This window comes from Dokdonia sp. Asnod1-B02 (genome assembly GCF_045063955.1).
Lineage (GTDB): Bacteria > Bacteroidota > Bacteroidia > Flavobacteriales > Flavobacteriaceae > Dokdonia.
In genome coordinates, this window is the sequence record NZ_JBEFNW010000002.1 from 2725503 (window position 1) to 2738244 (window position 12742).

Sequence of the window (12742 nt, forward strand, 5' to 3'; positions counted from 1 at the left end):
GCCAATCGAGAGATTGGCTTTTTTTATATCTAATAAGTATTTTTTAACACGCCTCCATGCCTGGGAATGCAAGCATTTGCCCCATCCCAACTGTAAAAAGCCAGTTACCATACAGTGCATGTTCTATAGACACCAGCGTGGTAGATCTTGTTTTCTTAAAGGTATAAGCAAATAATAGTCCTCCTAAAAATGTAAGCACAATCACTAAGGTGTTGCGTAAAAACAAGTGCGCCATTGCAAACACAATAGCATTTACTACAATAAGCAATCGCTTGTCTTTAAAAAAAGTTCCGTAACGATTAAAGAAGAAGGTTCTATAAATAACCTCTTGTGGCCATACTGACAGAAAAGTATAAAACAATAATATCATCACCCACAATCCTGGATTGCTTAATGGCACGCAGAACAAACTTGAAGGCTGCACCATATAAACATAAATGGTGGTAACAATGGCTATAGCAATAAGCTTCACGGTAGTCTCCTTAAAAAAAGAAGGCCAATTTATAGAGCGTTCCACTTTTAAGCTTACAGAACCACTCTTAAAAAGCATTATAAGTAAATAGGTGAAGCCTATGAGTACACTAGCTACTTTTATCTTGAAATCATAAGGTAGCAAGAGGCTTAATGGCAATAACACAAAGAGTACAAAAAACTCCGAAAGCACGTAGTATTTACCGTTCATTATACGGAGATTGTTGTAGTATTCTTCACCTCACTTATCGTAAAGGAACTCTGCGTACTCCCTATATATTTAAGCGTAGTAAGCTTTGTTACCATAAAATTACGAAAGTGCTCCATATCTCTCACAAGCACCTTTAATAGATAATCATAGTCACCACTTACGTGAAAACACTCTAGCACCTCATCAAGTGCGGTCACCTCTTTCTCAAAAGAATCTATAGCATCCTTCGCATGTTTTTCTAGTTTAACATGACAAAACACTTGAAAACCAAGTCCCACTATCTCCTTATTAATGAGTGTAATATATTGTGAGATAACACCAGAGCGCTCCATCTTTTTTACACGCTCATAAATAGCAGTTACAGAAAGGTTCAACTTTGCAGAGAGCTCTTTATTTGTGATTTTGGCATCATGTTGAAGGTAACCTAGTATCTTTTTGTCTATCTCGTCTAGTTTCATGGTAGAAAAATTATCAGTGAGGATTATTATTTTACGCTTTCGCGAAAGCTAAATTCTATTTTTTATCAAAAATACAGTTTTAAAATCTATAATTAACCCCTTACGTTGACTATAAATCTACAATCACATACATTTACTAAACACAATCACAAGCTCCCCAGCTTAATAATTAAAAGACAATTACTTTGATCCTGTAACACTAACAACCAATGTACTAGAACACCTCAACAGGTCTCTATTACAAAAACCGATATCAACCATGAAATTTAAACCAGCAAACGAGATTCAAGATTTACAATATTTTGGAGAATTCGGAGGAGTAAACCCTTCTATCTCAGACAGCTCTACTTATACATTCCTTTCGGCAAAAACAATGTTTGACACCTTTGAAGGTAATGCAGATGGATGTTATTTATACTCGAGACACAGCACTCCATCAAACTTATATCTAGGTGCAGCACTTGCTGCTATGGAAGGAACAGAAACGGCAAACGTTGCCGCCAGTGGCATGGGAGCTATTACACCTGTATTACTACAACTCTGTGAAGCTGGAGATCACATCGTCTCTAGCCGTACTATTTACGGAGGAACGTATGCTTTCTTAAAGAATTTTGCACCAAGACTTAATATTACAACGAGCTTTGTAGATATCACAAACCTTGAGGTAGTTGAGGCTGCAATTACAAAAGATTCAAAAGTTTTATACTGTGAGTCTGTTAGTAATCCACTTTTAGAAATTGCAGATATTGCAGCACTTTCGGCAATTGCCAAAAGGCATAACTTGAAACTTGTGGTGGATAACACATTCTCTCCACTTTCTATTTCTCCCGTGCAACACGGAGCAGATGTGGTGATACACAGTCTTACTAAATTTATAAACGGTTCTTCAGACACGGTAGGTGGTGTAGTGTGCGGTACACAAGAATTTATAGATGCGTTACGCAATGTAAATGACGGAGCAAGTATGTTACTAGGACCTACAATGGATAGCTTGAGAGCTTCTTCTGTTCTTAAAAACCTACGAACCTTGCACATACGCATGATGCAACACAGCTACAATGCAATGTTTCTTGCAGAGCGTTTTGAAAAATTAGGGTTAAGAACTGTATATCCAGGTCTAACTTCACACCCAAGTCATGAGGTGTTTAATAGACATATGAATGATAAGTATGGTTATGGTGGCATGCTTACTGTAGATGTGGGCTCTCTAGATAAGGCAAATGCTTTGATGGAATTAATGCAAGAAAAGAATCTTGGATACCTAGCGGTGAGCTTAGGTTTTTATAAAACACTTTTTAGCGCACCAGGAACTTCAACCTCATCAGAAATCCCAGAAGACGAGCAAGCTGCAATGGGACTTACGGATGGTCTTATACGCTTCTCAATAGGTCTTGATGCAGATATAGAACGTACCTATGAGATGATGAAGTCTTGTATGGAAGAGATAGGTGTTTTACAATCTGTAGTGGCATAACTTTTTTCAATTTTGTTGATATGCGAGGATGAAGCATAACCGCTTTGTGCTCGCTTTTTTTTGAACCGATCTATTTTAGGCACTTTAAAGACAAGTAATTTGTGAAAACTCAATAAGATAGCGCTTTGAGTTATTTTTATTTAAAATACTATATGATGTTACATCGCTGGTTTTTGAGCATACACCTTGCAGAATACCTCCTATTATTGTAACATTACGGATAGAAACTGCACACTCTCATGAATAAAGAACTGGAAGATCAAAAAAACCATCATATTGTTAACAATCGTGAATTAAATTTATGGGAAGCACTTATTCCAGTGGTGATTCTTATGTGCTTATTAGCCTATAATATTTTCTTTAAGGATGGTGAGTGGCTTGGCGAATATTCAAATCAATATATCCTTTTAATGGGTGGAGCGGTAGCAGCTATTGTAGGCTTCTTAAATAAATCTACACTGAGCACAATGCTTGCCGAAGTATGGGAAAACCTCAAAAGTGTTTTTGTACCCATCATGATTTTGTTTCTCGTAGGAGCGCTAGCTGGTAGTTGGCTTGTGAGTGGTATCATACCAGCAATGGTGTATTATGGACTTCAAGTACTTAACCCTACTATATTTTTACCAGCCTCAGTAATTATCGCTGCCATTATCTCAATTGCAACTGGAAGCTCATGGACCACCTCTGCAACCGTAGGTATTGCACTTATAGGTATAGGTCAAGCACTGGGTATCGACACGGGAATGATAGCGGGAGCTGTGATTTCTGGCGCATATTTTGGCGATAAAATGTCACCACTTAGTGATACGACTAACCTAGCCCCAGCTATGGCGGGAACAGATTTGTTTACACACATAAAATACATGACACTCACAACGGTACCTACTATTGTGATTACACTCATTGTTTTTATCATCATCAGCTTGAGCATAGACACTACTGGTACTGCAGATATCACTGCGCTTCTAAGTGTGATAGATGATACATTTAATATCACTCCACTCCTGTTTATTGTTCCAGGAGTTGTGATTGCACTCATTGTAACGAAGACAAAACCATTAATTGCCCTAGGAGTAGGAGTTATTCTTGCTGCAGTGTTTGCTTACATTTTCCAGCCAGACATTTTAAACATACTATCTACTTCAAAAACAGATGCTATTCTCACAGCTATCTGGACAGATACCGCTATCGAAACGCCTAACGAAACACTCAACGAACTTTTCAGTTCTGGAGGGATACTTGGTATGTTATGGACAATATTACTTATATGTTGCGCTATGGTTTTTGGAGGAATTATGGATGGTATAGGAGCATTAGCTCGTATTACTAAAGCATTGCTAAGCGTTGCAGACACTGTTTTTGGACTCTTTGCAAGTACTGTAATTTCTTGTCTTGGTCTTAATGCTATTGCATCAGATCAATATCTTGCCTTGGTTATCCCTGGTAAGATGTTTAAAAAAGCATATGAAGACAAAGGTCTTGCTCCAGAAAACCTATCTCGTACGCTAGAAGATTCGGGAACTGTCACCTCTGTACTTATCCCTTGGAATACTTGTGGTGCTTATCAAAGTAGTGTGTTAGGTGTAGGTGTGGGAGAATACTTCTTATACGCCATCTTTAACTGGCTTTCTCCATTTATGACTTTACTATTTGCTGCTTTTAATATTAAAATCAGACAACTTAAAGATGCTCGTTCGGCGGCTTAATGCTTGAATTTCTTTTAACAATACTGATTGATTTTGGGCTTATTTCTGCAGACCATAAGCATAAGAAATGTGTAGAAAATGAAGAAAAAGAGGAAGGTAGACGTAAGCCGTTTAAAAAATTTTTTTGGTCAACCTACATTTATAGTAATCTTTATTTCAATATTTCTTACCGCAACGATTTCCATAATCTACTTTAGTTATAAAGATCGAGTTTTAAATGTTCGGGATACTGAACATGAAATGGCTAAAATTCTTAACCGTATCCATTCATACGAATCTAAAAACCTGCAAATCGTATCCATAGACACTTTAATTAATGGTAGACCGCTACTCATAACTTGGAAAACTGATTCTTGGGGAACAGCATATCGTTTAGTGAAAAGCAATGGTTTTTCTGTACATTCGGCAGGTAGAGATAGGAAATTTGGAACAAGTGACGACCTCTTTTCAAAATAGGTTTTTACGCTTTCGCGAAAGCGTAACTACTACATTTACAGCCCCTAAAGAGCAGGCATAAGTAAAATCAATACTACTATAACGTTATCCCATTTTACTATATACAATGACAACACTTTTCTAGGTATTTTTGCACTCGAATAAAAAAACCTAGAACAATGACTTTAGTTGGTAAAAAATTCCCAAACCTTGCTGTTGACGCAATGGATGAAATGGGAGATACTTTTAAATTAAACATCTTAGAAAAAGCTAAGGAAGAAGGAAAGAAAATCATTCTTTTCTGGTACCCGAAAGATTTTACATTTGTTTGTCCTACTGAGCTTCATGCTTTTGAGGCAGCTAAGCAAGCATTTGCAGATCGTAATACGCTTGTAATAGGAGCTTCATGTGATACTCCAGAAGTACACTTTGCGTGGTTAAACACTGCAAAAGATAATGGAGGTATAGAAGGTGTAACATATCCTATTCTTGCAGATACTAACCGTAACCTTGCAAACCAACTTGGGATTCTTGACGTGACAAACGAGCGTTTTGATGAAGAGACTGGAACTGTTATGGTAGATGGTGACAATGTTACTTATAGAGCGACTTACCTTATTGATGAGGAAGGAACTGTTTTTCACGAAGGTGTAAACCACATGCCTCTTGGTCGTAATGTAGCAGAGTTCTTGAGACTTGTAGATGCTTACACACACGTACAAGAAAAAGGAGAAGTTTGTCCTGCAAACTGGGAAGATGGAAAAGATGCAATGAGCGCAAACCGTGATGGTGTTGCTAGCTACCTTGCTGCACACGCTAACTAAATAATAAAGAAGCTATGATTCAAGAATTAGATCAAGATAACCTTAACCAGATTGTTGCAGATAATGATACTGTTATTGTACAGTACAGTGCAACATGGTGTGGTAACTGTCGTATTATGAAGCCTAAGTTCAAGAAACTAGCTTCAGAAAATGAAAATGTAAAATTTGTAATAGTAGATGCAGAGAAGAATCCAGAGTCACGTAAAATGGCAACGGTAGATAACCTTCCTACATTTGCAACGTTTACAAAAGGAGCATTTAAAAATCAAGTGCAAACTAACAAGTTTGACGTACTTAAAGATCTCGTAAATGAAGTTACCAGTAATTAAACACCTCGTAAGTTTTATAGAAGAAAATGATCAAGATTTTCTTATTGAGACTGTGGAGACTTTAGAAAACCTTACAGAAGTTCCTTCTCTTAAAGATGAAGAGCTAGACGTTATAGGCGAACTAATCTCAAATATGTATGGTGCGCTTGAAGTGCACAAAGACATACAAAGTGGTACTGCAAAGAAAGAAGCTCTCAACAGCTTCATGCAACGAGTAATGGGATCTATAGACAATTAAGTCTACCTAAGTGCATAAATTTTAAAATGCGATGTCTTACAGACATCGCATTTTTTTTTATACGTTCTTTAAAAGTTATCTTTAGAATAAAAATGAAAGAAGCACCTAGCTGGATACTAGAACACCGCGACTCTTGGAAATATAGAGGTCAAAAAAGACCGTCATTTGCAATCACCCCTTCTGAGGGACAAGAATCTGTATGGGACTACCCAAGACCACCAAAAATTACGATAGATCAAAGGCTGATTATTGTAAAGCACAAAGAAACTGTTATCGCTGCTACTACTAGAGCTTTTAGAATTACTGAAACTGCTAGCCCGCCCACATATTATATTCCGCAAGAGGATATAGATATGGAATTGCTTGAGGAGGTCGTTGGTAGTTCGCACTGCGAGTGGAAAGGAGCTGCGGCTTACTGGGATATCATACTACCAGCAACCACTTTTAAAAATGCTGCATGGAGTTATCCAGATCCTTATGAAGAATTTATAGACATAAGTAATAGTATCTCGTTTTACCCAGCGATTCTAGATTGTTATATAGATGATGAGAAAGTACGCCCACAACCCGGAGGTTTTTATGGAGGGTGGATTACTGATGAGATTGTAGGTCCCGTAAAAGGGGAAATACCAGAAGCATCCTTATAGATACACTCTATTTCTTAAAAATTTCTTTACCATACTTTTAATAAAATTGCTCTCGCATTTCTGTACTTTTACGTAACCAAAAAAAATAATATGGCAAATATAACTTTAGGCGGAAACGCTGCAACAACGATAGGAGAACTTCCAAAAGTAGGAACAACAGCTCCAGATTTTTCACTTTCAAAAAATGACATGTCTACTGCAAGTCTTGCAGACTTTAAAGGGAAGCGTGTGGTATTAAATATATTCCCATCGGTTGATACTGGTGTTTGTGCTCAATCTGTACGCACGTTTAATGAAAAAATATCTGGTGCAGAAAATACAGAAGTACTTTGTATTTCTCGTGACCTACCATTTGCACAAGCTCGTTTTTGTGCAGCCGAAGGTCTAGAAAATGTACACACACTTTCTGACTTTAAATCTGGTGATTTCGGAAAAAACTATGGGGTAACTATAGAAGGTGGAGCCTTTGAAGGTCTTCACTCAAGAGCTGTAGTCGTACTCGATGAAGCTAGAAAAGTAATCTACACAGAGCAAGTACCAGAAGTAGGTCAGGAACCTAACTATGAAGGTGCAATGAGCGCTCTTAAATAATATACATACCTTTAATGCTGAGTGTATCACAAACTGATATACTCAGCATTTTTTTTAACTATACACCTCCACTCCATTGCCTATTAAATTTATTACTGGAAGACTTAAGGGAATGAAATACTCTCTTCAAGGAGGTATACAACTTATACGCTCTGAGGCTAGTATCCAAGTACAATTTGGCGTTGCTATCTTGATTACTATTGCTGGATTATACTATAACATCTCACGCACAGAGTGGATTGCCCAAATATTATGCATAGGCCTCGTAATGACCGCCGAAGGTCTCAATACCGCCATAGAAGGAATTGCAGATTTTATACATCCAGACTTTCATGAGAAGATAGGTCGCATTAAAGATATTGCTGCAGGTGCGGTAGGTATCGCAGCACTAGCGTCTGTGATTGTGGCTGGGATTATCTATATACCTCGCATTTTTTAGATAATAGTTGCTCTAATTCTAGTTTTTTTCTGAAAGTACGTCGCTTTGACCGCTGTCTCTCGTCTAATTAATAACCCCTATTCCATCAAGGTTATTCACCCCACCTAAATTAATATCATCATTAGATTAGAAAGATTTTAACCTAGAAAATTTATTTTGTAAGTATCAAGAAATGTACATTTTACCTATATTGAAGCTCGTAATCCAGAAATAGACATACGTCTAGATTATTTTAAGTTGTAAAATAAATTACAATCAAGGCCCATAATAAATGAGATTTCTACTATTACTATTTTTAACGACCTCTTATTTAAATGCTCAGAATAAATTTACCCAATCAGGTAAATTAAGTAATCTATATCAAGTACAACTTATCAACTATCTAAATGAGTATGGACTGAATGTCATTCCAAAAGACACACTATTAATTGATTTGGGCACTATCAGTTCTAATATTCGAAATATGACTAGTGGGCATTATGAAAATTACAAAGCCTTAATAGCTTCAAAAAGCTCCATTAAACACATTGAATTTATTGATAAAATTCCAAAAAGAAAAAGAGATCTAAAAAAATTTAAAAATCAGATTATAGATCAAAAATCAATATTGAAAAAAATCTTCTTCTCATCTCATGATTCAACTCAAGAAGGCAATAAAACAATCAATGCTAATACAGTTATTGTTTATCCAGATAGGACATTCTTAATAATGCCCACTGACGACATTGCAACTACCCAAAGTTTTTTAGAAAAATTTACTAATTAATAATTTAACAATTTTGAAATTATCTTTAAACATACGTACGCTTATTGTTTTTATAATTAGCTTATCTATTTCTTCTATAATACATGCACAAGAAACGTATATATTTGACTATCAAATTGAATATGACGTCTCATATAGTAATGATTCTTTGTATTATGCCAAAGGAATTACCAAAAACCCTGACAGGAGGCCAAAAATTATTTACTTAACAAATTCTAAAGACAACTCCTATTATTTGAAAGTTGTTAAAAAAAATGAATTCGTAGTACAGCTTTTTTTTCGCAACAATGAAAAATTTTACACCTATGATGTTATGGGCAAGGAAAATTTTAATGTTGCCGATGTTATTGAAATGAATTGTGAGATAAGTCAGCGGTATAGAAAATTTTGGAATTCATATAATAATCCAGAATACTATGACTTAAAAAATATCCCTGACACAGTTAGCAACGATTATAATTTCAAACGATATGATTTCTCTATAGTAAAACATAAACTAGATAGAATGCAAAGCAGAGAGCGATATATTGTAGATACATCAGGGGTGAATCACCTTCCTTTACTTACATCAAGAACTCAATATTCTCTGTGGAAAGAATCACAAAAATTACCAAATAAAATTTTTCTGGAGAAACACTCAATTAATGAAAAAGGAGAAATCTGGAGAACTGCAAGATTATCAAGTATAAAATCTAGAATACTAAAAATTTCTTTCAAGAATTCATGTTTAAAAAAACGGAGATTTTAAATAAAACTTTACAGAAGCTTCTTAGAAATAGAGTCATGTTAATAAAGCATACCATATAATCCTGTTCTTAAGAATCTATTATCGTGCTTAATATGTCTCACTTACTTTCCTCGACATAAATATCACTTCTACAACGCACCAAACCACCTATTTTTCCGTTTCAATATTGTACTTTTATCTCCCACCAAAAAACAACCTTGAACGCTTCTATGGCAAAAAAGAAATCCACGGCTAAAAAAACAAATACTAAGACTCCTAGAAAATCTATCTCCTTTAAATTGACGCGCCAGCAGCAAATCATTTTGGGATGCTTTTTATTCTTACTCGGTCTTGGCTTGCTGTTCTCTTTTATCTCATACTTATTTACCTGGAAGGTAGATCAAAGTCTTATTGCTACAGGAACGAGAGAAGACGAAGCCTCAAACTGGCTTTCTCTTGTGGGTGCACGCATAAGCCATTTCTTTATTTACAAAGGTTTTGGTGTTCCAGCGCTCGCACTTTGCATTCTTACTTCGCTCACTGGAGTACATTACATTTTTGATTATGCAAAGACGTCATTAAAAAGATTTTGGTTTTGGGGAATATTGCTCATGCTTTGGCTAGCTGTATTTCTTGGATTTTTCCATAAAAAGAATGATATCCTTGGAGGTACCGTTGGTTATGAAATCAATGACTTCTTGCAAGATTATTTGGGTCTTGCGGGAGCAATCATCGTAATGGCTTTTCTAGCTATTGTCTATCTAGTTGTGCGTTTAAAACTTACACCAGAACGTATATCCACTTTTATAAACAAACAACGTAGTGATCTCGCTGGTGAGTTTTCAGAAGATGGAAAAGAACCTATTATTGTAGATAACTCCTCTACTTACGAAGCCGAAGAGTTTTTAAAAGGAACTAAGGTTGAGGATGAGACCGCTTTCGCGAAAGCGGAAACCACCACCCCTACTAAGCCATCTACATTTGAACAAAACGTTCAAGATTTACAACCTACACTCACCAAAAAAGAAGCGGAACCTACAAGTAGCTTCCAAGTAACGAAAGCTCCAGAGGAAGAAGTTGTCGTACCTATGGAAGAAGTTGCTGTAGAGGTAGAAAAACCAATTGAAGAGGAAGAACTCACAGATAACTTAAGCTCAAAACTAGTTGCAGATTTTGGCGAATTTGACCCTACCTTAGAACTTGCAAAATTTAAGTTCCCTCCTATTGATCTATTAAAAGATTATACAAACGGACAAGGTATCACCATTAACCAAGCAGAGCTTGAAGAAAATAAAAATCGAATTGTTGAGACGCTTAACAACTATAAAATAGGCATCTCAAACATTAAAGCAACCGTAGGACCTACGGTGACATTATATGAGATTGTACCTGAGGCTGGGGTTCGTATTTCAAAAATCAAGAATCTAGAAGACGATATTGCACTATCGCTAAGTGCACTGGGTATACGTATTATTGCTCCTATCCCTGGACGTGGTACGATAGGTATTGAGGTGCCTAATAAGAATCCGCGTATTGTGAGTATGCGCTCTGCAGTGGCGAGTAAGAAATTTCAAGAAGCAGAAATGGAGCTACCACTTACACTAGGTAAAACCATTTCAAACGAAACTTTTGTAGTTGACCTTGCCAAAATGCCTCACCTACTCATGGCAGGTGCAACGGGACAAGGTAAATCTGTTGGTCTTAACGCAATCCTGACTTCGCTACTGTACAAAAAACACCCTGCCGAAGTGAAATTTGTACTGGTAGATCCTAAAAAAGTGGAGCTTACTTTATTTAACAAGATAGAACGTCACTATCTCGCAAAACTTCCAGATACAGACGAAGCCATTATCACAGATAATTCTAAGGTAATTAACACGCTTAACTCTCTATGTATAGAGATGGATAACCGTTATGACCTGCTTAAGGATGCAATGTGTCGTAACATTAAGGAATACAACGTCAAGTTTAAGGCACGTAAGCTCAATCCAGAAAATGGACATAAGTTCTTACCTTATATTATACTAGTAGTAGACGAGTTTGCAGATCTTATTATGACTTCTGGAAAGGAAGTAGAAACACCAATAGCAAGGCTTGCACAGCTTGCTCGTGCCATTGGTATTCACTTAATCATTGCAACACAACGTCCTTCTGTAAACGTGATTACGGGTATTATTAAAGCCAACTTCCCAGCTCGTATCGCTTTTAGAGTAACTTCAAAAATAGATAGCCGCACGATTCTTGACACCTCTGGTGCAGACCAACTTATAGGTCGTGGTGACATGTTGTACACTCAAGGTAATGACGTGGTGCGTATACAGTGTGCCTTTGTGGATACTCCAGAAGTAGAACGTATTGTAGATTATATAGGAAATCAAAAAGCATATCCAGACGCTCATTTGTTGCCAGAATATGTAGGTGAAGAGAGTGGCACAAGTCTTGATATAGATGCTTCAGATAGGGATGCCCTCTTTCGCGATGCTGCCGAAGTATTGGTCATTGCACAGCAAGGAAGTGCTTCTCTATTACAACGTAAATTAAAACTAGGATACAATAGAGCTGGAAGAATCATAGATCAACTAGAAGCTGCAGGTGTGGTAGGTCCTTTTGAAGGAAGTAAAGCACGTCAAGTACTAGTTCAAGATATGGCTGGACTAGATCAACTCCTAAATAATGACTAAATAGAAATGAAAAAGAAACTTATTTTTTGGCTGGCTCCTATCCTTTTTAAGAAAGTATTAGTTCCTGTCGCAGTAAAAGGTTACCGCAAATTTGCAAAACGTGCAATGCCTGTGGTATTGTTATTATTTATGACCGCTTTCGCGAAAGCGCAAACAGCACAAACCCTTCTTAAAGAGGTAGACACCAAGGTAAAAAGCTATGACAACATCGCTATTGATTTTAAATATGCCTTAAGTAATGAAGCCGAAGGTGTAAATCAAGAGACTAAAGGAAATGTAGTAATGGCTGGTAACAACTACAAGCTATCTCTTATGGGGACTACGCAATTATTTGATGGAAAAAACGTTTATACTATTGTTCCTGAAGATGAGGAAATCACCATTAGTGCAATGAGTGATCAAGATGAAAATGCAATCACACCTTCAAAAATGTTATCCTTCTTTAATGAAGGTTACACTCAGAAGATGGACATTGTACAAAAAGTAAACGGTAGAGAAATACAGTTTGTAAAGCTTACTCCTATGGACTCTAATAGTGACGTAAAATATACGTTACTTGGTGTAGATGCACAGACTAAGCATATTCACAAGCTTATTATTACACAAAAGAATGGTACTAAAGTGACTATTACTGTAAATTCATTTAAGCCTAATCAACCTTTGGCAAAGAATGTATTTGTTTTTGATAAGACAAAGTACGCAGATTATTACATCAATAAATTATAATAGTATAATACTAGTAGCA

15 protein-coding genes are annotated in these 12742 nt (G+C 36.5%); 13 read left to right on the forward strand and 2 right to left on the reverse strand.

Annotated elements, in window-relative coordinates; translation table 11 throughout:
* Positions 1-43: 43 nt before the first annotated feature.
* Positions 44-682, reverse strand: a complete 639-nt coding sequence (locus ACJJVU_RS12265) for a CPBP family intramembrane glutamic endopeptidase (protein ID WP_405225878.1) — start codon at positions 680-682, stop codon at positions 44-46.
* A complete protein-coding gene (locus ACJJVU_RS12270) occupies positions 682-1140 on the reverse strand; it encodes an Lrp/AsnC family transcriptional regulator (protein WP_298325732.1) in 459 nt (152 codons plus the stop codon). The genes ACJJVU_RS12265 and ACJJVU_RS12270 overlap by 1 nt, the downstream gene beginning before the upstream one ends.
* A gap of 259 nt (positions 1141-1399) precedes the next feature.
* On the opposite strand from ACJJVU_RS12270, the gene ACJJVU_RS12275 reads away from it, so the two are divergent.
* The 13 genes from ACJJVU_RS12275 to ACJJVU_RS12335 all read left to right on the forward strand — a co-directional run bounded on the left by ACJJVU_RS12275 (position 1400) and on the right by ACJJVU_RS12335 (position 12723).
* Complete coding sequence (locus ACJJVU_RS12275) at positions 1400-2614, forward strand: aminotransferase class I/II-fold pyridoxal phosphate-dependent enzyme (protein WP_405225881.1); 1215 nt, start codon at positions 1400-1402, stop codon at positions 2612-2614.
* A gap of 239 nt (positions 2615-2853) precedes the next feature.
* Positions 2854-4320: a Na+/H+ antiporter NhaC family protein gene (locus tag ACJJVU_RS12280; RefSeq protein WP_405225884.1), complete on the forward strand. Its 1467-nt coding sequence runs from the start codon at positions 2854-2856 to the stop codon at positions 4318-4320.
* A gap of 240 nt (positions 4321-4560) precedes the next feature.
* Positions 4561-4776, forward strand: a complete 216-nt coding sequence (locus tag ACJJVU_RS12285) for a hypothetical protein (protein ID WP_405225887.1) — start codon at positions 4561-4563, stop codon at positions 4774-4776.
* A gap of 158 nt (positions 4777-4934) precedes the next feature.
* Complete coding sequence (locus ACJJVU_RS12290) at positions 4935-5579, forward strand: peroxiredoxin (RefSeq protein ID WP_339848432.1); 645 nt, start codon at positions 4935-4937, stop codon at positions 5577-5579.
* A gap of 14 nt (positions 5580-5593) precedes the next feature.
* Positions 5594-5908, forward strand: a complete 315-nt coding sequence (locus ACJJVU_RS12295; protein WP_108878340.1) for a co-chaperone YbbN — start codon at positions 5594-5596, stop codon at positions 5906-5908.
* Positions 5889-6146 carry a DUF6952 family protein gene (locus ACJJVU_RS12300; protein WP_405225891.1) on the forward strand — a complete coding sequence of 86 codons (258 nt, stop codon included), beginning with the start codon at positions 5889-5891 and terminating at the stop codon, positions 6144-6146. Before ACJJVU_RS12295 ends, ACJJVU_RS12300 begins: the two co-directional genes overlap by 20 nt.
* A gap of 92 nt (positions 6147-6238) precedes the next feature.
* A complete protein-coding gene (locus ACJJVU_RS12305) occupies positions 6239-6793 on the forward strand; it encodes a DUF427 domain-containing protein (RefSeq protein WP_405225894.1) in 555 nt (184 codons plus the stop codon).
* 90 nt (positions 6794-6883) lie between these two features.
* A complete protein-coding gene (gene tpx, locus ACJJVU_RS12310) occupies positions 6884-7384 on the forward strand; it encodes a thiol peroxidase (RefSeq protein ID WP_405225897.1) in 501 nt (166 codons plus the stop codon).
* Between the two features lie 112 nt (positions 7385-7496).
* Positions 7497-7823: a diacylglycerol kinase gene (locus ACJJVU_RS12315; RefSeq protein WP_051583939.1), complete on the forward strand. Its 327-nt coding sequence runs from the start codon at positions 7497-7499 to the stop codon at positions 7821-7823.
* 271 nt (positions 7824-8094) lie between these two features.
* Positions 8095-8589 carry a hypothetical protein gene (locus ACJJVU_RS12320; protein ID WP_405225900.1) on the forward strand — a complete coding sequence of 165 codons (495 nt, stop codon included), beginning with the start codon at positions 8095-8097 and terminating at the stop codon, positions 8587-8589.
* A 13-nt stretch (positions 8590-8602) separates the two neighbouring features.
* The gene (locus ACJJVU_RS12325) at positions 8603-9337 is read left to right on the forward strand and encodes a hypothetical protein (RefSeq protein ID WP_405225903.1); all 735 of its coding nucleotides are present in this window, start codon (positions 8603-8605) and stop codon (positions 9335-9337) included.
* 209 nt (positions 9338-9546) lie between these two features.
* Positions 9547-11997, forward strand: coding sequence for a DNA translocase FtsK 4TM domain-containing protein (locus ACJJVU_RS12330; protein WP_405225906.1), 2451 nt, complete (start codon positions 9547-9549; stop codon positions 11995-11997).
* A gap of 6 nt (positions 11998-12003) precedes the next feature.
* Positions 12004-12723 (forward strand): outer membrane lipoprotein carrier protein LolA, encoded by a 720-nt coding sequence (locus tag ACJJVU_RS12335; protein ID WP_013749707.1) that lies wholly within the window; start codon positions 12004-12006, stop codon positions 12721-12723.
* Positions 12724-12742: the final 19 nt, after the last annotated feature.

Bases quoted from the DNA above. Each gene is read 5' to 3' on its own strand.
- ACJJVU_RS12265 (WP_405225878.1), bottom strand. From the start codon at position 682: ATGAACGGTAAATACTACGTGCTTTCGGAGTTTTTTGTACTCTTTGTG.
- ACJJVU_RS12270 (WP_298325732.1), bottom strand. From the start codon at position 1,140: ATGAAACTAGACGAGATAGACAAAAAGATACTAGGTTACCTTCAACAT.
- ACJJVU_RS12275 (WP_405225881.1), top strand. From the start codon at position 1,400: ATGAAATTTAAACCAGCAAACGAGATTCAAGATTTACAATATTTTGGA.
- ACJJVU_RS12280 (WP_405225884.1), top strand. From the start codon at position 2,854: ATGAATAAAGAACTGGAAGATCAAAAAAACCATCATATTGTTAACAAT.
- ACJJVU_RS12285 (WP_405225887.1), top strand. From the start codon at position 4,561: ATGGCTAAAATTCTTAACCGTATCCATTCATACGAATCTAAAAACCTG.
- ACJJVU_RS12290 (WP_339848432.1), top strand. From the start codon at position 4,935: ATGACTTTAGTTGGTAAAAAATTCCCAAACCTTGCTGTTGACGCAATG.
- ACJJVU_RS12295 (WP_108878340.1), top strand. From the start codon at position 5,594: ATGATTCAAGAATTAGATCAAGATAACCTTAACCAGATTGTTGCAGAT.
- ACJJVU_RS12300 (WP_405225891.1), top strand. From the start codon at position 5,889: ATGAAGTTACCAGTAATTAAACACCTCGTAAGTTTTATAGAAGAAAAT.
- ACJJVU_RS12305 (WP_405225894.1), top strand. From the start codon at position 6,239: ATGAAAGAAGCACCTAGCTGGATACTAGAACACCGCGACTCTTGGAAA.
- tpx (WP_405225897.1), top strand. From the start codon at position 6,884: ATGGCAAATATAACTTTAGGCGGAAACGCTGCAACAACGATAGGAGAA.
- ACJJVU_RS12315 (WP_051583939.1), top strand. From the start codon at position 7,497: ATGAAATACTCTCTTCAAGGAGGTATACAACTTATACGCTCTGAGGCT.
- ACJJVU_RS12320 (WP_405225900.1), top strand. From the start codon at position 8,095: ATGAGATTTCTACTATTACTATTTTTAACGACCTCTTATTTAAATGCT.
- ACJJVU_RS12330 (WP_405225906.1), top strand. From the start codon at position 9,547: ATGGCAAAAAAGAAATCCACGGCTAAAAAAACAAATACTAAGACTCCT.
- ACJJVU_RS12335 (WP_013749707.1), top strand. From the start codon at position 12,004: ATGAAAAAGAAACTTATTTTTTGGCTGGCTCCTATCCTTTTTAAGAAA.